At 69.4% G+C, this 18,236-nt stretch carries 15 protein-coding genes and 1 pseudogene; 7 read left to right on the forward strand and 9 right to left on the reverse strand.

What is annotated here, in order from left to right; genetic code table 11:
• The first annotated feature begins 185 nt into the window (after positions 1-185).
• From AB0927_RS33980 to AB0927_RS34005, 6 genes and pseudogenes are all read left to right on the forward strand, one after another.
• On the forward strand, positions 186-878 hold the full coding sequence (locus AB0927_RS33980; RefSeq protein ID WP_366671658.1) for a hypothetical protein: 693 nt from the start codon (positions 186-188) through the stop codon (positions 876-878).
• On the forward strand, positions 856-1,545 hold the full coding sequence (locus AB0927_RS33985; protein ID WP_366671659.1) for a nitroreductase family protein: 690 nt from the start codon (positions 856-858) through the stop codon (positions 1,543-1,545). The genes AB0927_RS33980 and AB0927_RS33985 overlap by 23 nt, the downstream gene beginning before the upstream one ends.
• Positions 1,542-2,150: pseudogene (locus AB0927_RS33990) on the forward strand (YcaO-like family protein); the annotation flags it as partial. The gene AB0927_RS33985 and the pseudogene AB0927_RS33990, both read left to right, overlap by 4 nt.
• 19 nt (positions 2,151-2,169) lie before the next feature.
• Entirely contained in the window at positions 2,170-2,835 is a 666-nt protein-coding gene (locus AB0927_RS33995) for a YcaO-like family protein (protein ID WP_366671693.1), read from the forward strand.
• 8 nt (positions 2,836-2,843) lie between these two features.
• Positions 2,844-4,202 (forward strand): TfuA-like protein, encoded by a 1,359-nt coding sequence (locus AB0927_RS34000; protein WP_366671660.1) that lies wholly within the window; start codon positions 2,844-2,846, stop codon positions 4,200-4,202.
• Positions 4,203-4,206: 4 nt separating this feature from the next.
• Complete coding sequence (locus tag AB0927_RS34005; protein WP_366671661.1) at positions 4,207-5,079, forward strand: cupin domain-containing protein; 873 nt, start codon at positions 4,207-4,209, stop codon at positions 5,077-5,079.
• A gap of 296 nt (positions 5,080-5,375) precedes the next feature.
• Here the strand turns inward: AB0927_RS34005 and AB0927_RS34010 are convergent, their stop codons facing one another.
• From AB0927_RS34010 to AB0927_RS34040, 7 genes are all read right to left on the reverse strand, one after another.
• A complete protein-coding gene (locus AB0927_RS34010; RefSeq protein ID WP_366671662.1) occupies positions 5,376-5,561 on the reverse strand; it encodes an HIT family protein in 186 nt (61 codons plus the stop codon).
• Between the two features lie 222 nt (positions 5,562-5,783).
• Entirely contained in the window at positions 5,784-7,316 is a 1,533-nt protein-coding gene (locus AB0927_RS34015; RefSeq protein WP_366671663.1) for a xylan 1,4-beta-xylosidase, read from the reverse strand.
• A gap of 173 nt (positions 7,317-7,489) precedes the next feature.
• The gene (locus AB0927_RS34020; protein WP_366671664.1) at positions 7,490-8,161 is read right to left on the reverse strand and encodes a TIGR04222 domain-containing membrane protein; all 672 of its coding nucleotides are present in this window, start codon (positions 8,159-8,161) and stop codon (positions 7,490-7,492) included.
• Between the two features lie 130 nt (positions 8,162-8,291).
• The gene (locus AB0927_RS34025) at positions 8,292-9,791 is read right to left on the reverse strand and encodes an alpha-N-arabinofuranosidase (RefSeq protein ID WP_366671665.1); all 1,500 of its coding nucleotides are present in this window, start codon (positions 9,789-9,791) and stop codon (positions 8,292-8,294) included.
• Between the two features lie 124 nt (positions 9,792-9,915).
• Complete coding sequence (locus AB0927_RS34030; protein WP_366671666.1) at positions 9,916-10,818, reverse strand: carbohydrate ABC transporter permease; 903 nt, start codon at positions 10,816-10,818, stop codon at positions 9,916-9,918.
• A complete protein-coding gene (locus tag AB0927_RS34035) occupies positions 10,818-11,840 on the reverse strand; it encodes a sugar ABC transporter permease (RefSeq protein ID WP_366671667.1) in 1,023 nt (340 codons plus the stop codon). The genes AB0927_RS34030 and AB0927_RS34035 overlap by 1 nt, the downstream gene beginning before the upstream one ends.
• A gap of 11 nt (positions 11,841-11,851) precedes the next feature.
• Complete coding sequence (locus AB0927_RS34040; protein WP_366671668.1) at positions 11,852-13,147, reverse strand: extracellular solute-binding protein; 1,296 nt, start codon at positions 13,145-13,147, stop codon at positions 11,852-11,854.
• 862 nt (positions 13,148-14,009) lie between these two features.
• Between AB0927_RS34040 and AB0927_RS34045 the strand changes: the two genes are divergently transcribed.
• Complete coding sequence (locus AB0927_RS34045; RefSeq protein WP_366671669.1) at positions 14,010-15,437, forward strand: non-reducing end alpha-L-arabinofuranosidase family hydrolase; 1,428 nt, start codon at positions 14,010-14,012, stop codon at positions 15,435-15,437.
• 90 nt (positions 15,438-15,527) lie between these two features.
• Here the strand turns inward: AB0927_RS34045 and AB0927_RS34050 are convergent, their stop codons facing one another.
• Both AB0927_RS34050 and AB0927_RS34055 read right to left on the reverse strand, forming a co-directional pair.
• Positions 15,528-16,586, reverse strand: a complete 1,059-nt coding sequence (locus AB0927_RS34050; RefSeq protein WP_366671670.1) for a LacI family DNA-binding transcriptional regulator — start codon at positions 16,584-16,586, stop codon at positions 15,528-15,530.
• A gap of 61 nt (positions 16,587-16,647) precedes the next feature.
• Positions 16,648-18,183 (reverse strand): glycoside hydrolase family 43 protein, encoded by a 1,536-nt coding sequence (locus AB0927_RS34055; protein WP_366671671.1) that lies wholly within the window; start codon positions 18,181-18,183, stop codon positions 16,648-16,650.
• Between the last annotated feature and the right edge of the window lie 53 nt (positions 18,184-18,236).

An 18,236-nucleotide genomic window follows, 5' to 3' on the forward strand; every position in this document is an offset into this window, starting at 1 on the left:
GCTGCATCTGACAGTCGTCCCGTAGGCCGCCCCGGGGCCGCGCCCCGAGGCCGGAACCGGTAGAGGCAGGGCAGAGCCGTCTCTGCCTCTACCGTCCCGCAACAGACAAGTGAGGTCCCGCCGTAAGCGCCGCAGACAGCTTCGATGACCTGGTATCGCCTTACGGCGTCGTTCACGCCACCGGTGTGAACCGTGCCGAGGGCTGGCTGGCCGACATGACCGTCTGTCTGGCCGACGGCGGCAGCGGACTCCCCGGTCGGGGAGTCGGCCGTTCCCCCAGCTCCGGCTGTGGCCGGGCGTTCGGCGACCCGGCGCACGCCCGTATGGTCGCCATCGCCGAAGCCGCCGAACGCTACTCGGCCTACGAGCCACCCACCGCCGAACACCGATGGGCGACGGTCGCGGCACAGGGCGACTCCGAGTCGCGCTGGTGCCCCAGCGGGGGCAACCGCGCCTCGATCCAGATGTTCCTGCTCACCGAGGCCGACTGGCCGGGACTGCCGGGAACCGTCTTCACATACGACGCCGGCACCCTGATCGCGGTCCGCGCCGACAAACCGTCCCTGTCCGAGCTGCTCGCGGGCACCGGCCTCGCGGGAAGACCGGTGCGGGCGGCGTTGGTGGTCACCGGCGCGGTGTACCGGCTGCGCGGCAAGTACGGCGACTTCGCCTTCCGCCTGACCCACCTCGACGCCGGCTGCGCCCTGGCACAGTGCGCGCTGGTCGCCGCCGAACTGGGCCTGAACGCCGAGCTGGTGACGGGCGACACCGGCGGCCTCGCCGGGCAACTGGACCTCAACCCCGGCGACCAACTGGCGATGGGAATCATCGGACTCTACGGGGAGGACACCGGCGATGCCGCTGCTGGACCAGCGTGACGTGATGGACGAGTTCGCCGCGCAACTCGCCGCGGCCCGGCCGGAATCGCTGACCGGTCCGACCGGCCGGGCGGTACCGTTGCCGACCGGCTCGCTCTGGGAGGTGCTGTCGACCCGGCGGTCGGTGCGGTCCTTCGCCGAAGGCCCGATCGCCGCCACCGACCTGTCCGAGCTGCTCACCACCGTCTTGACCACTGAACGCGTCCGATGGCCCGCCCGGCCAGCGGACGACCTGACGGTGCTGATGCAGGTGTATCGCGTGGACGGGCTGGCCGCCGGGTGGTACGAGGTCGCCGCCGACGGCAGCCACACACGTGTGGTCGGCGCGCCGGAACCGCCCGATCCGGCGGCGCACTTCGACAACGCCCCCGTGGTGCTGTCGTTCGGCGGCGATGTGCCGGCCGCGGTGGGCCGCGCGGGTGTCGCCGGATACTCCGACCTGCTGATGCGGGCCGCGGCGCTGGCCCACAACTGCTGGCTGCTGGCGATCGGCCACGGACTCGGCGGGTGTCTGCGCGGACGCGCGCAGTACGTCTCCACCGCCGCGTTCGCCGCCGCCGAGCCGGACCGTCGGCACCTGCTCAGCCTGACCCTCGGCCATCCCGCGCCCGAACCGGTCCCCCACAGCCAGGAACCGTCCGCCGATCACCTGCCGGCAGCTCGATGAGCGGTACCGACGCCGCGACCGTGAGGGCGGCCACCACGACGGAGGCGGCGGCCGGGCGGATCACCGCCACGGCCGACGACGCGACAGCCGATGCGGTCACCACGACCGATGGCACCACCGCCGGTGTGGCCGTCGCGACCGTCGCCGACGACGAACACGGAGCCAAGGCGTACTTCACGGGCACGCATCGGGCATGCCCGCCCGCGCAGACCTGGGCCCGGATCGCCCCGCTGCTCCCGGCCGCAGGTGTCACCCGGATCGCCGACGTGACCTGGCTGGACGACATCGGCATCCCGGTCTACCAGGCCATCAGCCCCGCCAACCGCTACCTGTCGGTGTACCAGGGCAAGGGCCTGGACCACATCTCGGCGAAGGTGTCGGCCGCCATGGAGGCGATCGAACGCTGGCACGGCGCGCAGCCGGACACCCGGCCCGATCACACCGGTGCCGCCGGGGAGACGGAGCCCGAGCTGGGTTACCGGCTCGACGAACTCACGCTGCGCCCGCGGCACTGCCTCAATCCGGCCACCCGGCTCGACTGGCGCGCCGCGGAACGGCTCGCCGACGGTGGCCGGTCACTGGTGCCGCTGGACTGTCTGAGCCTGGACCGCGGGTCGGCCCGCGCTGGCACCCGCCGCTGTTCGTCGCCACCAGCAACGGAGCGGAAACACCCGATACGAGGCGATCGTGCACGGCCTGTACGAGGTGATCGAACGCGACGCGGTCCACCGCAACACTCCCGCCGGGCCCGCGTTCACCGTCGACCCCGCCACGGTCCCGGCACCGGCGGCCGGGCTGCTCGAACGGTACCGGGCAGCCGGGGTGCGGGTCGGGATCGGCTTGCTGGACACACCGCTGCGCGTCCCCTGCTTCAGTGTGGCCATCGTGAGCGACGGATTCCCGCTGCCGGTCTACGGCTACGGCTGCCACCTCGACGCGCAGGTCGCGTTGTGCCGGGCACTCACCGAAGCCGCCCAGGTCCGGGTATCGGTGATCGCCGGAGCCCGCGACGATCTGGATGACCGCCTCTACGCGCGCCTGCGCCGGAGCATGGCGGCTGCGGCGCCGCCGGTGCCGCCGGTGCCGCCCGACGACCGGCCGACGGTCGGTTTCGACACCGTCACGTCGGTACGGGTGCCCGGCCACCGGGCCGAGGCCGCCCTGCTCGCCGACAGGATCGTCACCGTCACCGGCCGCAGTCCGCTGGTGGTCGACCACACTCGTCCCGAACTCGGCGTCCCGGTCGTGCACGTGATCTGCCCGGGGCTGACCATGCCCTCCGCTCTGTGAGGCCGTCCATGACCACGCGCTACCTGTTCCTCGGACCCTCGGCACCCGGTTTCGTGCCGCCGCCCGGAATCGTCCTCCGGCCGCCGGTCGCCGCCGGTGATCTGCTGGCCCTCCCGCTCGCCCCCGGCGACACCGTCGGCATCGTCGACGGCTACTTTCATCAGCTCCGTGCGGTCCCGCACAAGGAGATCCTTGCCGTGCTCGACCGCGGTGTCCCCGTGCTCGGCGCGGCCAGCACGGGCGCCCTGCGCGCCGCCGAACTCGACACCTTCGGTATGCGCGGGGTCGGGCAGGTCTACGAGGACTACCGTTGCGGGCGAATCGACGCCGACGACGAGGTCGCCCTCCTGCACGGCCCGTCCGATAGCGGCTATCGCCCGATGTCCGAGCCGCTGGTCAACATCCGGGCCGGTCTGGCGGCTGCGGTGACGGAGGGGGTGTGCACACAAACGACGGCCGACCGGATCATCGAAGCGCTGCGGTCGATCCCCTACCCGCTCCGCTCCTACCGGCGGTTTCCCGAACTGGCCGGGACGAGCGGCCTCGATCCCGAGGAACTGGCCGCACTCGGCCGACACTGCGCGCGTAACCGGCGCGACGTGAAACGCGGCGACGCGCTCGCGTTGGTCGAGTTGCTCCGGGCCGACAGCCCGAGTGGCGACCGTGCCGACTGTCCCGGCGGCCCGGTGCCCCGCACCGTGTTCCTGGCCGAATGGGAGAACCGGTCCCGGCGGCCGCCCGGTGAGCACGCGGACCATCCAGGCAGCCGGGCAGCGCTACGGGTCCTGCAACTGTTCTCGCCCGACTTCCCGGCACTCCGCCGCGACCGGGTCCTGTGCAGGCTGGCACGCGAATGCGCCGAATCCTGCGGTCCCCAGCCGACCGGAACCGACACCGCGATCGCCCACGGGGTGCATCGCGGTGTGTACCCGGACCCGGACGACGACCACCGTCATCCGGACGACTTCGCCTTCCTGCGCTCGTGGCTCACCGGCGAAGAGACGGCCGGCGGCGATCGACAGCAGCAGCTGCGCCTGTTCCTGTCCCGCAGCTTCGAGATCGAGCCCGGGACCGGTGGGGACGCGATGCTGCTCGACGATCTGGAACCCACCGCCGATTTCGCCCAGGCCGCGCGCACGGCAGCCGCCTGCCACCGCTTCCTCGACGAACCGTCCATCAGCAGGCCGGACTTCACGGTGGACCGGATCCTCCCCGAGCGGATCGCCGACCTGCTGCTCGAACAGTGGGGCGGCACCCGCACCGACGCCGAACTCCACGCGCTGGACCGGGGGTTCGACTCCTTCGCGGCCGCGATCGAGGCGGCCCGGCCGTACTACCCGCTGATCAAGCTCGCACCGAGGACCTGACGCCATGGACGTGCTGCACCGCTTCACCGACGACACCAGCACCTTCCACGCCACCCTTGTGCAAGGGAAACCGGCGGTGTTCCGGCCCGCGGATCCGCCGACCGACCTGTTCCCGCCAGGCGAGCTGGACCACTGGCTCGACACCGGCCTGCTGCGGGTGCCGTACCTGCAACTGGTCACGGAAAAGGGGGAAATCGAGCTGCCCCGGTTCTGCCCGCCCCGCGTCGTCCTGAACCGCGTCGAACACGGCTACGTCGACGGAGCCGCGGTACGAGAGCTGCAGAGCGAGGCCACCCAGCTGCTGCGCTACGTGGACCAGTGGCATCCCGGCATCCGCGCGTTCTGCGCAGCCATGCGAGAGCAACTCGGCCGCCAGGTCGAGGCGTTCTACTTCGTCACGCCGCCCGGTACTCAAGGACGGCCGGTGCACCGCGACGACGCCGACGTTCTCGTCGTCCAGATCGGCGGGACCAAGGACTGGTACCTGTACGGCGCCCCGGACAACGACCGATGGGCCCCCGGCACCGCCGACGTGACCGACGGACCCGTGTTCACCGCCCGCCTCGACCCCGGCGAGGTCCTCTACGTCCCACGCGGCCACGCCCATCACGCCGTCGCCGTCGGCGCCGACGCATCCGCCCACCTGTCGTTCACCGTGCGCGAGGCGGGCGGCACCCAGCTTCACGCCGCCCTGGCCGAGCTGCTGACCACTCGGAGCGCCGCGCTGCGCCCGATCGGCGAGACCGAACTACTGGCCGCCGCCGACCAGATGCTCACCGACGCCCGCGCGGCCCTGTCCGAACTGACCGCCGAGAGCTTGGTCGACCGAGCCCGCACCCGTATGCGAGCGGTCGCTCCGGTACCGCGGCACGGGTAGCGGGTCGGGGGGCGCTCCCAGTACTCCAGCAGCGTCTCGCTATCTGTCCTGGTCAGAGGCGTCGTCGGGAGTGCGGTCGGCTGGTGGTGTGGTGTTCCCTCAGCTGGTACGCGCCGCCGAGACCGTCTCCAAGGCCACCCGCGGCTACGACGCGGCAAGAAGAAACCTCAGGTCCTCAGCTGACCCACAGGGATCGATGGTCGTCAGTGCGGGCCGGCGTCGAGGTAGCAAGGCCGTCACGGACGGCAGCAGCCGTCTTGTCGAGCTGGTCTCGCTCCTCTACGCGCCAGTCGGCATCAAATGCGGAACGGGTCACCTGCGAGGCGGGGACCCACCGCGTGCGCTTTGGGGATGACCAGCAAGTGGCCTGGAGTGACAGGCTGGAGATCCATGAAGGCGAACACCGAGTCGTCTTCATGGACGATGCTGGCGTCCGCCTTACCTCTCGCTATTGCGCAGAAGACGCATCCGTCGTCCGTCACAGCTGCCCCCTCAAGGCCCCGATTACCCCGCGCCGCTCACAACATCAGAAGCGGCACATGGGCGCGAGCGAATTTCACCCCGAGTGGACTCACTCAGCGGCCGCGAGCCTGGCCGCCGCGTCGGCCAAACCAGCCCAGAGCTGATCAGTGGAACTGCACCCGACCCGACTTGCCGCCGGGCGCGGCGTCGAGGTCCTGGTGATGCCGGCAGATCCCCTTCTTCTAGACATCCGAGTCCTCGGTGCCGAGGCCGAACAGCCGGTTGTCGCGCCACCACTCCGGTGTCTCGTCGACGACCGGGGTGAGTTCCAGCATCGTCACCTCGTTGCGGCCCAGGACGAGGTCCACGTCGGCGCGCCCGTCGGCGACGGGCACGCCGCGGTGGGAGCGGGCGGGTTCGGCGGCCTCGCGCAGGGCGTCGAGCTGGCGGTTGCCGGGCGCGAGCGGCCGACCCATCTCGCACCAGGCGGCCCAGGGGTTGCCGGCGTCCTCGCTCACGGAGCGGCGGCGCTCGAAGGCGGAGCCGTGCGCGCCCGGGGCGCCGACGGGCAGGGACAGCCGGACGGTGTGGCCGTCGACGGGCTCGCCACCGGTCCGGTCGGCCGGCGCCCAAGCCAGCACGGTGACGCGGCCGTCGTCGTGCCGCGTCACCAGGTGGTCCTCGCCCCGGGCGAGCACCTGCTCGCCCATGTCGGCCATGAACGTGTAGAGGTGGTAGGTGGGCTTCTTGATCTGGCGATGTGTCAGTAGTCCGAAACCGCCGTGGAACGGCGCGGTGGGGATGCCCACTTCCTCGAACATGTCGCTGAACGTCCAGTAGGAGAAAGAGTCCGCGAGGTCGCCGCCGTTGGCCAGCACCGGCGCGAGGTACGCCGCGTGGAACGCGGTGTCGTGGATCGGGTTGTCCGGCCGGTACGAGGAGTTGAACTCGGTGATGTGGACCGGCAGGTCCGCGAGCTTGGTGCCCGCCAGCTGCCGCCGCGGGGCGCCGAACTGTTCGAGCAGCGCGGAGGCCGGCATGAGTGTCTGGTGCGTGCCGAACGGCACGTGCTGTTCGGGTCCGGAGCTGTAGGCGTGGCGGCTCACGAAGTCGATCGGCAGGTCGCGGGCCTCGACGAACTCGGCGAAGCGCTGGATCCACCCGTCCTCGTAACCCGGCGCCAACGAGGGGCCACCGACCTGGAGTTCGGCGTCGACCTCCTTGACGGCCAGCGAGGTCACCTCGTAGAGGCGTTGGTAGGCGGCCTGGTCCGCGGCCCAGAAGATCGGCAGGTTGGGCTCGTTCCACACCTCGATAGGCCACCGGCGCACCTGGTCGATGCCGTAGCGGTCGACCAGGTGCCCGATGACGGCGCGGACGAGGTCCGCCCACTCCCTCTCGTCGCGAGGAGGAGTGATGTTGCCCTTCCACCAGAACACCGTGTCGTCGCCGGAGGCGAGCCCGGACGGCATGAAGCCCAGTTCGAGGAAGGGCGCGATGCCCATCTCCAGGTAGGCGTCCACCACTTGGTCGACGTAGGTGAAGGCGTGGCGCACGCGCCGCTCGCCGGCGTGGTCGTAGGGCCGGTGGACGCCCATCCCGTCACTGAGCAGACCGTGCCCCCGGATGTACCGGAAACCGATCTCCTTCTGGACGAGGGCGAGCGACTCCTGGTAGTCACGCCGCAGCGCGAGGTCGAGGCGGCCGGTGCCGACGCAGTGCCGCCAGGCGTCGGAGAGCTGAGCTGTCGACTGGCTGGGAACGACGATTCGCATGGTGGAGACTCCTTTGCTGCGGTGCGGAGTGCGGCGCATCGCGCCGGGGACGGGCGGGTGGATCGGCAGTGCTCCTCCTCGACCTGCCGCGCAGGCTGAGGAGCCGAGAGGAAAACGGTGTCAAGGCGGACCCCGGTCAGTGCGCCGAAGTGCTGGGCGGACCTGCGGCGTCTTCAGTAACCACCACCGCCACAGCCGAAGCCGCATGAGTGGGAGGACGAGTCCGAGCCCGTGTGGTGACCGTGGCCGCCGTGATCGTGATGGTGACCGGAGCCATGACCGTGGCCCGTGCCGTGATGGTGGTCGTCCTCGCGGTCCAGGGCCCTGCCGAGACGAATCAGTGTCCGGCCGAGCCCCGACGGTGCCGGCGGCACCGCCTCCATGGTGCGACGGAGGGGTCCGTCGGGGAAGACGCCGGCGCCCCGGAAGACATGGTCCGGCAGGGTTCCCGCCCGCTCCGCCTCCTTCAGCCGCCGCCTCCCGGCCCGGGTGACCCGGTGCCGCGCACTTCCCACCAGGCCCGCCGTGACCAGCCGTTGGGCCAACTCCTGCGTGCATGACGCGCGTTGGACGGCCGCGCGCACCTGGGCCACGCTCCTGCTGCCGACGCCGCAGTACTCCACCACCGCGCGCTCGACGGGACAACCGGGCAGCGCGCCACCGCGCACCACCCGGATGCGTCCGGCGCGCACGGTGATCAGGCCGCGGGCGGACAGCGCGACCACCGCGCTGTCCGCCACACGCGGCACCCCGCCCGCCAGGAAGGCGATGTCGTACTCGGCCAGGGTCGGGGCAGGCGCCGCATGGGCTTCCCCCGTCCCGGACCGCCGCCGCCGTGTCCTCATGCCGGTCCCCCGTAGCCTCGTCGGGCCGCCTGTTCATCGGGGGTATGACCGGAGGACTTCCGGGGCAATCGGGATCCCGCTCATTTCTGCGCATTATCTGAGCTTCGCCAGAAATCAGAAATCTCATCGCTCACCGGAGGGCGATCGCCGTCCACGACACCGGCGGCAGCTCGATGGTGAGCAGGCCCTCGGAGAGGGCCGCGCTCGTGTTCGCGGACGGGGTCACCCGGTGCTGGTCGGCGAGCGTGTTCTTCGCGTACACGTCGGAGTCGGCGAGCGTGACCGCCTCGGCGACGCACGACGAGCCGAGGCCGCGCACGTCGACCGTGACCTGCGCGGCCTCCCTCAGATCGCGGTTGACGAGGAAGACCGCGGCCCGGTCCTCGTCGACGGTCGCGACGGCGTCGATGACGGATGCCTCGCCGTGGCGTGCCGTGGCGTAGGTCGGTGCCTCGATCACGGGCCGGATCACCTCGCCGGCGGCGAGCCGGCTCGTGATCGAGAACGGGTAGAAGGTGGTCTGCCGCCAGGCCGGGCCACCGGGCTCGGTCATGATCGGCGCGATCACGTTGACGAGTTGCGCGAGCGATGCCGAGGTGACGCGGTCGCTGCGTCTGAGGAGCGTCATCAGCAGGTTGCCGACGACGACGGCATCGGCCACGGTGTACTTGTCCTCCAGTTGCCGGGGGGCGTGGCGCCACTCGTCGTTGATCTCCTCGGACTCCTGGTGTTCCTTGAGGTACCAGACGTTCCACTCGTCGAAGGAGACGTTGATCTTCCTGTGCGAGCGTTTCTTGTGCCCCACGTGGTCGGCGGTCGCGACGACGGTGTCGATGAAGTAGTCCATGTCGACTGCGGAGGCGAGGAAGGAGCCGAGGTCGCCGTCGTGCTCCTGGTAGTACGCGTGGCACGAGACGTAGTCGACATGGTCGTAGGCGTGTTCGAGCACCGTGCGCTCCCAGTCGCCGAAAGTCGGCATGCCGGACCCGGAGGAGCCGCAGACGACGAGTTCGAGGTCCTTGTCGGCCATCTTCATCGCGGCGGCGGTGCGGGCGGCGATCTTGCCGTAGTCGTCCGCCGTCATGAAACCGGCCTGCCACGGTCCGTCCATTTCGTTGCCGAGGCACCACATGCGTACGTTGTGCGGCTCCGGCGTGCCGTTGGCGACGCGCAAGTCGGACAGCGCCGTGCCGGACGGGTGGTTGGCGTACTCAAGCAGGTCCAGAGCGGGCAGGATGCCTCGCGTGGCGACGTTGACGGCCAGCATCAGCTCGGAGTCGGTGAGCTTGAGCCACCGGGCGAACTCGTCGAGACCGACCTGGTTCGACTCCAGCGAGTGCCAGGCGAGGTCGCGGCGCACCGGGCGCTTCTCGCGCGGGCCGACCGAGTCCTCCCAGCGGAAGCCGGAGACGAAGTTGCCGCCCGGGTAGCGGATGGTCGTGCTGCCGAGTTCCCTGACGAGTTCGACGACGTCCATGCGGAACCCCTCATCGTTCGCGCTCGGGTGTTCCGGCTCGTAGAGCCCGGTGTACACGCAGCGGCCGAGGTGCTCGACGAACGAGCCGAAGGTGCGGCGTCGGACAGGAGCGACAACGGCCTGCCTGTCGAGCTTGATGTGGGCGCGGGGCAAGGCAGGGTTCCTTTCCACGGGGTGTGCCGGAGGCTGAGTGACGCCGTCGGCCAGCGGCCTGCCCCTGCCGGAGGTACGGCAGGGGCAGGCGTGAGACGGTCCGGTGCGGACCCTGGTGCTGGTTTCAGCCCTTCACGGCGCCGGTGAGACCGCCGACGATCCGCTTCTCGAAGATCGAGAAGAAGATCAGTGCGGGCAGCATGGCGAGTGAGGTGAACGCGAGGACCTTCGCGGTGTCCGAGGAGTACTGCGAGGAGAACGCCTGCACGCCGAGCGGCAGGGTGTAGTTCGCGTCCGAGTTGAGGATGTACAGGGGCAGGACGTAGTTGTTCCAGCTGCCGATGAAGGCGAGGACGCCGACGGTCACCACGCCGGGCAACGACAACGGGATCACCATGCGGAAGAAGAATCCGAGTCGGCTCGCACCGTCGATCGCGGCGGCCTCCTCGATCTCGTGGGGAATGGCTCTGAGGAACGGCACCAGGATGATGACGGTCGTCGGCAGGCCGAACGCGATCTGCGGGAGGATGATGCCGAACAGGTTGTCCACGAGGCCGATGTTCTTGACGATGATGTACAGCGGGGTGATCGCGATGACCATCGGGAACATCAGGCCGGCGGCGAACAGGGAGTACATCGCGCCCTTGAGCTTGAAGTCGTAACGCGCGATCACGAAGCTCACCATCAGGCCGAGGGCGACGATGCCGGCGGTGCTCACCAGCGCGACGATGACGGAGTTGGCGAATTCGCCCCAGAACCTCCTCGACGTCAGGACGTCGGCGTAGTTGCCGAGTACCCAGGGGTCCGGCAGGGCGGCCGGGTGTGTGGTGATGTGCGCGTTGGTGCGGAATCCGCCGAGCACCATGTAGAGCACCGGTGCGACGCAGACCCCGATGAAGAGCAGCGCGACGAAGTAGGTGAAAGGACTCCCCCACTTCTGCGGCCTGCCACGCTTGTCGCGGCGGTGGACGGGCGTCTTCGGGTCCGCGTCGGAGGAACGCCAGGAGTTGGCGGTTGTCGCGCTCATCAGGCGGCTCCTTCGGTGACGGCGCCCCGGAGGTCTCGGCGCAGGACGAAGCGCTGGTAGACCAGCGCGACGACGAGCGAGATCAGGAACATCACGACCGCGATGGCGCTGCCGTAGCCGTAGTTGCCCGCGTTGCGGCCCTGGGCGACCATGTAGATCGCCATGGTGGAGGTGCCCGCGGTGGCCGAGATGTACGGACCCCAGATGATGTAGACGAGGTCGAACAGTTGCAGTGAGCCGATGATCGACAGGAAGGCCCAGATGCGGATCGTCGGTCCCAGCAGCGGCAGTGTGATGCGGCGCTGGATCTGCCAGTAGGAGGCGCCGTCGATCTGGGCGGCCTCGAAAAGCTCGTCGGGTATCGACTGCAGGCCCGCGAGCATCAGAATCACCGCGAAGCCGGCGTACTTCCACGAGATGATGCCCATCAGCGTCCAGATGGCCAGCTTCGGATCGGAGAGCCAGTCGGCCTGCAGGGAGCCCAGTCCGATGTGTCGCAGGAGGTCGTTGAGGGCTCCGTTCGTCTGGAGCATCAGGCTCCAGCCGGTGCCGACGATGACCTCGGAGACGACGTAGGGCACGAAGATCAGGACGCGGATGACCGAGCGGCCACGGATCTTCTGGTTGAGCAGGAGCGCCAGGGCGATCGCCACCGGAGCCTGGATGACCAGGGAAAGCACCAGGATCAGGAAGGTGTGCCACAGAACCTGCTGGAACGCGGGGTCGGTGAGGATCAGTTTGTAGTTGCCCAGGCCGACCCAGTCGGTGGGCGCCCCGTATCCCTTCCACCGGTAGAAGCCGTAGAAAGCGGCGAGTGCCACCGGGAAGATCACGAACGTCAGGAACATGATGATCGCCGGCCCTGACAGGACCGCGATCTCGAGCCGCGCCCTGGCACGGCCGCGGCGGCGCGCGGCCGCTCGCGGCGGAGCCGTGGACCCGGACTCGGCCGCGTCCCCGGCTCCAGGCGTGCCCTGCGACCGGCGGCCGGTGGCCGTGTCAGCACCCAGGGTGTTGCGCATCGTCTGCTTCCTCAGCCCTTCGCGGCAGCGGCGTCGGTGTCCTTGACGATGTCGGCGGCACTGCCCTTGCCGGCCATCAGGTTCACGACGGCGGTGTTCATGGCGTTGCCGACGTTCTGGCCGTACATGGTGTCCAGGAACTGCATGGAGTAGGGGGCCTTGTTGAAGGCCTGCAGTGCCGAGACGTTGTAGGAGTCGGTGACGACCTCCTGGGCCTGCTTGTTCACCGGGATCGTGAAGAACGCCTTGGCGTAGGCCTCCTGCTGGTCCTTGGTCACCAGGAACTCGAGAAAGCCCAGGGCTTCCTTCGGCGCGTTCTTGGACAGCGAGTATCCGCCGCCGTTGCCCATGATGGCGGTCGGGGCTCCCTGGCCACCGGGCACGGCCGGGAAGGGGAACCAGCCCAGGTCGGGGAGCTGCTTCTTGTTCGGAGTCAAGGTGGAGTACACGCCGGGTTGCCAGTTGCCCATCAGTTCCATGGCCGCCCTGTGGTTCGCGACCATGCCCGCCGACGACCCGGCGCCCTGCTGCGACGTGACGGTCAGGAACCCCTTCTGGAAGGGCTCGACCTTCAGGAACGAAGCCAGGTCGTCGCCGGCCTTGGTCCAGCACGGGTCGGTGAACTTGAGCTCCTTGCCGGCCTTCGTCATGGTGTCCTGGCTGCACTCGCGCAGGGCGAAATTGTAGTACCAGTGCGCGGCGGGCCAGGCGTCCTTGGCACCGACGGCGATCGGCGCGACGTTGATCTTCTTCAGTTTCGCGACATCGGTCTCGAGTTCGTCCATCGTGGTCGGCGGCGAGGTGATGCCTGCCCTCTTGAACAGGTCCTTGCTGTAGTAGATGCCCTCGGGCTGCGTGTCGGTCGGCATCGCGTAGACCTTGCCGTCGATCGAGTTGCCCGCGAGCGCCGCCTCGCCCGCGTTCGCCTTGTCCGTGGCCGTGAGGTTCAGAGGCTGGACCTGGCCGGCGTCGACCATGGCCTGCATCTTGCCGCCGCCGCGCTGGAGGAAGATGTCCGGCGCGGAGTTCGAGTTGAGCGCGGTCTGCAGCTTGCCGTCGAAGTCCTCGTTCTGGATCGCCTGCATCTTGATCGTGACGTTCGGGTGCAGCGAGTGGTACTCCTTCACGGCGGCCTTGAAGTACTCCTCACCGGGCCCGGGCTGCGCGTTCTCCCAGAAGGTCAGCGCGACCTTGCCGTCGGACGAACCGCCGCTGCCGCCGGTGTCGCCGCCGGCACAGCCGGTGGCGACGAGCGCGATGCCCAAGCCGATCGCGACAGCAGTCGCGCTGCGTATCTTCCTCGTCATCGTGGAAGCTCCCTGATCCATCGTCATAGGCACAATGCGTGCGGTTAGTTTGCGCAAAATAATGCTCGGGGCACCGGGAGTCTCGTACACACTGCCGGTGCGTTCAGGCGGCTGACAGGCCATGGCAGCGGGGAGGCTGGGCACATCGCACGAAGTCGCCTGCGTTACGGGGCGTTTCAATTGCACGTGAGTATGGGTTCGGCGCGGAGCGGCAGTCAATGGCTTGTTTTCGAAAATTTCCCGAAACTTGCGAGCGGCTGGTCAGGGGCGGCAACCGAAACATTTCGACAGCTCACGCCGACCGGGCCGGAGCGGGTCGACATCACCGCCTCCCGCGAGCGGGAGGCCGTTTCCGACCGGGCGTTCTCGACAGCCGGCCGTCGCCGACCCGCCGAGCGTCGACCGATGGTGATTCGCCCCGCCCGGCCGGCCGCGTCATCTCGGCCCTGCGGTGTACGCCGCCGACAGTCGCTTCGCCCCGTCCACGCCTTCCTGACCGATGCCCGAAATTTCGGAGGCCGTTCGGAAAGCAGGGTGCCCGGGGACCGTAGGGGCGACCGACCACCTCAACGGCCTCCGCAGGTCCGTCCGCGCTCCAGGGCCGCCATGGGGCCTCCATCCGCCCCGACCAGCCATTCGTTCGGCTTGAAGCGCGACGTTTCGCCCATAAAGTCCCCGCGAATGTTTTGGTATCACTCGCGAATCATGCGAGAAGTATTGACGCCGATCACTGGTTCCCTATCATCCAGTGCTCAACGCTTCGGCCCTTGTCCGACATCACGAACACCGTGCCAGGCCTGCTCCGCTCGCCCAGGAGGACATGGCCGAGCGGAACCCCTTACCCGAGGATGAGGAAGTCCCCATGCGCAGACGAAGTTTCAGCCACAGGTATCCGTCTGTGGTGCTCGCCGCCGTCGCGGCCCTGGTCGCGCTGGCGGCGATGCTCGTCGCCGCCCCGGCGCAGGCGGCCACCACCGGCGCCTTACGCGGTGTTGGTTCCGGCCGGTGTCTCGATGTACCCAACGCCGACCAGACCGACGGCACGTCCCTGCAGATCTACGACTGCTGGGGCGGAACCAACCAGCAGTGGACGTTGACGGACAGCAACCAGCTCACCGTGTACGGCAACAAGTGCCTGGACGTTCCGAACCACGCCACCACGGCCGGTACCCGGGTGCAGATCTGGACCTGTTCCGGGGCCGCGAACCAGCAGTGGCGGGTGAACTCCGACGGCACGGTCGTCGGCGTGGAGTCCGGGCTGTGCCTGGACGTCACGGGCTCCGGTACGGCCAACGGCACGGCGGTGGAGATCTGGACGTGCAACGGCGGCAGCAACCAGAAGTGGACCGGCCTGTCCGGGACGTCGACCCCGCCGACGGACGGCACGTGCGCTCTTCCGTCGACGTACCGGTGGTCGTCGACCGGTGCGCTGGCGCAGCCGGCGAACGGGTGGGTCTCGCTGAAGGACTTCACCAACGTGGTCTACAACGGGAAGCACCTGGTCTACGCGTCGAACGTGTCGGGATCGTCCTACGGCTCGATGGCGTTCAGCTCCTTCACCAACTGGTCGGACATGGCGTCGGCCGGCCAGAGCGGAATGAGCCAGGCCGCGGTGGCGCCCACGCTGTTCTACTTCGCGCCCAAGAACATCTGGGTGCTGGCGTACCAGTGGGGTCCGTCGCCCTTCATGTACCGCACGTCGAGCGACCCCACCAACCCCAACGGCTGGTCCTCGCCGCAGCCGCTGTTCACCGGCAGCATCTCCGGCTCCAGCACCGGCCCGATCGACCAGACCCTGATCGCTGACGGCCAGAACATGTACCTGTTCTTCGCCGGCGACAACGGCAACATCTACCGGGCGAGCATGCCGATCGGCAACTTCCCGGGCAGCTTCGGCTCGTCGTACACGACGGTCATGAGCGACTCGACGAACAACCTGTTCGAGGCGCCGCAGGTCTACAAGGTTCAGGGCCAGAACCAGTACCTCATGATCGTCGAGGCGATGGGTTCGAACGGGCGCTACTTCCGCTCGTTCACGGCCTCCAGCCTCAGCGGTTCGTGGACCCCGCAGGCCGCCAGCGAGAGCAACCCCTTCGCGGGCAAGGCGAACAGCGGTGCCAGTTGGACCAACGACATCAGCCACGGTGACCTGGTCCGCAACAATCCCGACCAGACCATGACCATCGACCCATGCAACCTGCAGTTCCTCTACCAGGGCAAGTCTCCCACCGCGACCGGCAGTTACGACCAACTGCCGTGGCGGCCGGGTGTCCTCACCCTGCAGCGCTGACCCGCACGATCCACGGTCATCGCTGACCGGTCCGAGCGCCTGGCCGGGCTCGGACCGGTACCACGACTGGCCGGAACCCGCCTGCCCGCGTCATCGGCGCAGTGCCGCGGTCGCCGGGGCCGGGCCGCTGGAGGCGCGGACGACCAGTTCGGTGGCCAGCTCCATGCGGGCGGGGCGTCGGGGGCCGCCGTCCTCGCTGCGGGACAGGTCGATCAGCAGCCTGACCGCCGCGGCACCCAGTTCGGTGGTGGGCTGTCGGACGGTCGTCAGCCCGGGGCTGACGCAGTACGCCTCGGGCAGGTCGTCGAAGCCGATGACGCTGACATCCTCGGGAATGCGCAGGCCCCGAGCGTTCAGCGCGTCGTAGATACCGAGCGCCATGGGGTCCGAGCAGGCGAAGATGCCCGTGATGCCCGGGTCCCGGTCGAGCAGGGTGTGGGTGGCGGCCGCCGCCTTGTCACGGTTCCATCCGCCGTGGACCACGGAGACCGTGGCCTCGCCGGAGGACGCCGTGTCGGCTGCCGCACGGAAACCGTCGACGCGCGCTCGGCTGAAGAGATGCCGGGCATGGCCGGCGACCACCCCCATCCGCACATGGCCGAAAGACAGCAGGTGCTCGGCGGCCATGCGGCCGCCGTCCCAGTTGGCCACGCCGATACTCGCCGCCCCTGACGGCGGTGTGCTCATCGGGTCGATCAGCACCATGGGGACGCCTGCCGCGGAAAGCGCGTTGAACTGTGCGGAGTTGGGATCGACCAGCGCCCCGATGGTGCCGACGGTGCGCCTCCGCAAGACCCGCGACACCCAGTCGCCGTGCGGCTCGGCGAGTGTCATCACGACGTCCAGTCCCGCTGTCGCCGCCTCGCGCCCGACCCCGGCTGTCACCAGGTTCGCCCATGATCCCTCGAAGTGGGTGACCACGAGGGTGAGCACGTTGGACAGGCCGCTCTCGTCCCCCGCACCGTCGATCTTGGTTCCGCCCGGCCGGGTGTAGCCGACGGCTCGCACGGCGTCCATGACCTTCGCGCGCGTCTCGGCCGAGACGTCGGTTCCGCCTCGCAGCACTTTGGACACGGTGGGCACGCTCGTACCAGCGGTTTCGGCGACCAACGCCAAGGTCGGGCGGGATCCGACGGGTCGGGGAGACATGAGGAAAGGCTATCCAGCCAGGAAGCCTTCCAGGATGGCGGGTCGAGAACCCGCGTCGGCGTCAGGCGGAGGACGGCGAGGACGGGGCGTACTCGAACCAGTCGAAGGCGACCGTGCCCTCGGTGGCGTACATGCCGATGACACGCCCGGTGAAGCCGCAGGCGACCTCGGTGGACAGGTAGCGCCCGTCCAGTTCGGCGAGCAGCTGGGCGTCCGGGGCGTCCGGTTCCCCGAGCCAGAAGGCGAGGGTGTCCGGGCCGGTGGTGCCGCCGTCGGTGAGTTCGGGTGACGCGGGCACCAGGCCGGACGTCCGGATCGCGACGGTGAGGGTCAGCGGCCCGGACGGGATCGGCCGTCGGGCCACGGTCTGGCGCAGCGGCCCGATCCGGGCGACGACGCCGGCCTCTCCGTTCCCGACCTCCAGTTCGTAGTGGTGGGCCTCGTCCAGGCGCACGCCGAGGCCGCCGCGTCCCGTGCCCGGGTCGATGACGACGGTGACGCGGCAGTCGTGGTGCTGCTGGCGGCGGCCGACGAAGGTGTATCCGGGGCTGTCGAGGGTGGCGCCGGTGGCCCTGAGCACCAGCCGGCCGGGGCGCTCGGTGAGCGACCAGGAGCCCTCCGGACGGGTGAACGGCGAGATCCAGTGCGGCGCGAGGACGGGCTCGTCGAAGTCGTCGCGGGCGGGCAGGCCGGGAACGGGATGCCAGGCACCGCCCGGGGCCGCGTGGCTCTCGGGAACGGGTGCGACGACGGGCCAGCCGTCCTCGTCCCACTCCACGGGCGTCAGGAACGTCTCGCGGCCGAGCACGTGCACGTCGGGCGTGAAGCCGCGGGGCCGCACGCCGAGCAGCACCATCCACCAGCTGCCGTCGGGTGCCTGCACCAGGTCGGCGTGGCCGGTGTTCTGGATGGAGCGGGCGGTGCCGCTGTGGGACAGCAGGGGGTTGGCGGGCGCTCCTTCCCAGGGGCCGCGCGGTGAGCGGCCGCGGGCGATGGAGACGCTGTGGCCGCGTTCGGTGCCGCCTTCCGCTATCAGCAGGTACCACCAGTCGCCGATGCGGTAGAGGTGCGGCGCCTCGGGGAACTTGAGGCCGCTGCCCGACCACGTGGCGAAGGGCCCCTCCAGCACCTTTCCCTCGACCGGGTCGATCCTGGCCATGTTGATGCCGCCCTCGGGCCCGGAGAAGGCGCACCAGCAGGTGCCGTCCTCCTCCCACGCCAGGTCGGGGTCGATGCCGGTCAGGTCGATCCACACCGGGTCGCTCCACGGCCCCTCGGGCCGCTCGGCCGAGACGACGAAGTTGCCGCCGCCGTCGATATTGGTGTTGATGACCCAGTAACGGCCGTCGTGGTGACGGATCGTGGGGGCGTAGAGGCCGCCGGACGCCTTGGCGCCGGGGAGCGGCAGCGGCAGTTGCCCGGGCCGGTCGAGCACGTTGCCGATCTGCTCCCAGTGCACGAGGTCCTTGCTGTGGAAGAGCGGCAGTCCGGGGAAGTACTCGAAGCTCGAGCACACCAGGTAGTAGTCGTCACCGACGCGGCACACGCTGGGATCCGGATGGAACCCGCTGATCACAGGGTTGTCGTACGTACGCACAGGCCACGTTCCCTTCCAGCCGCCGACACCGTGGAGCGAGTCTAAGGTGGCTG

Origin of the sequence: Streptomyces sp. NPDC048106 (assembly GCF_040706415.1) — a bacterium.
Classification (GTDB): Bacteria; Actinomycetota; Actinomycetes; order Streptomycetales; family Streptomycetaceae; genus Streptomyces.

Coding starts and splice junctions, on each gene's coding strand:
- AB0927_RS34015 (WP_366671663.1), bottom strand. CDS start 7,316: ATGCGAATCGTCGTTCCCAGCCAGTCGACAGCTCAGCTCTCCGACGCC.
- AB0927_RS34050 (WP_366671670.1), bottom strand. CDS start 16,586: ATGTCTCCCCGACCCGTCGGATCCCGCCCGACCTTGGCGTTGGTCGCC.
- AB0927_RS34035 (WP_366671667.1), bottom strand. CDS start 11,840: ATGCGCAACACCCTGGGTGCTGACACGGCCACCGGCCGCCGGTCGCAG.
- AB0927_RS33985 (WP_366671659.1), top strand. CDS start 856: ATGCCGCTGCTGGACCAGCGTGACGTGATGGACGAGTTCGCCGCGCAA.
- AB0927_RS34020 (WP_366671664.1), bottom strand. CDS start 8,161: ATGAGGACACGGCGGCGGCGGTCCGGGACGGGGGAAGCCCATGCGGCG.
- AB0927_RS34000 (WP_366671660.1), top strand. CDS start 2,844: ATGACCACGCGCTACCTGTTCCTCGGACCCTCGGCACCCGGTTTCGTG.
- AB0927_RS34040 (WP_366671668.1), bottom strand. CDS start 13,147: ATGACGAGGAAGATACGCAGCGCGACTGCTGTCGCGATCGGCTTGGGC.
- AB0927_RS34005 (WP_366671661.1), top strand. CDS start 4,207: ATGGACGTGCTGCACCGCTTCACCGACGACACCAGCACCTTCCACGCC.
- AB0927_RS34030 (WP_366671666.1), bottom strand. CDS start 10,818: ATGAGCGCGACAACCGCCAACTCCTGGCGTTCCTCCGACGCGGACCCG.
- AB0927_RS34045 (WP_366671669.1), top strand. CDS start 14,010: ATGCGCAGACGAAGTTTCAGCCACAGGTATCCGTCTGTGGTGCTCGCC.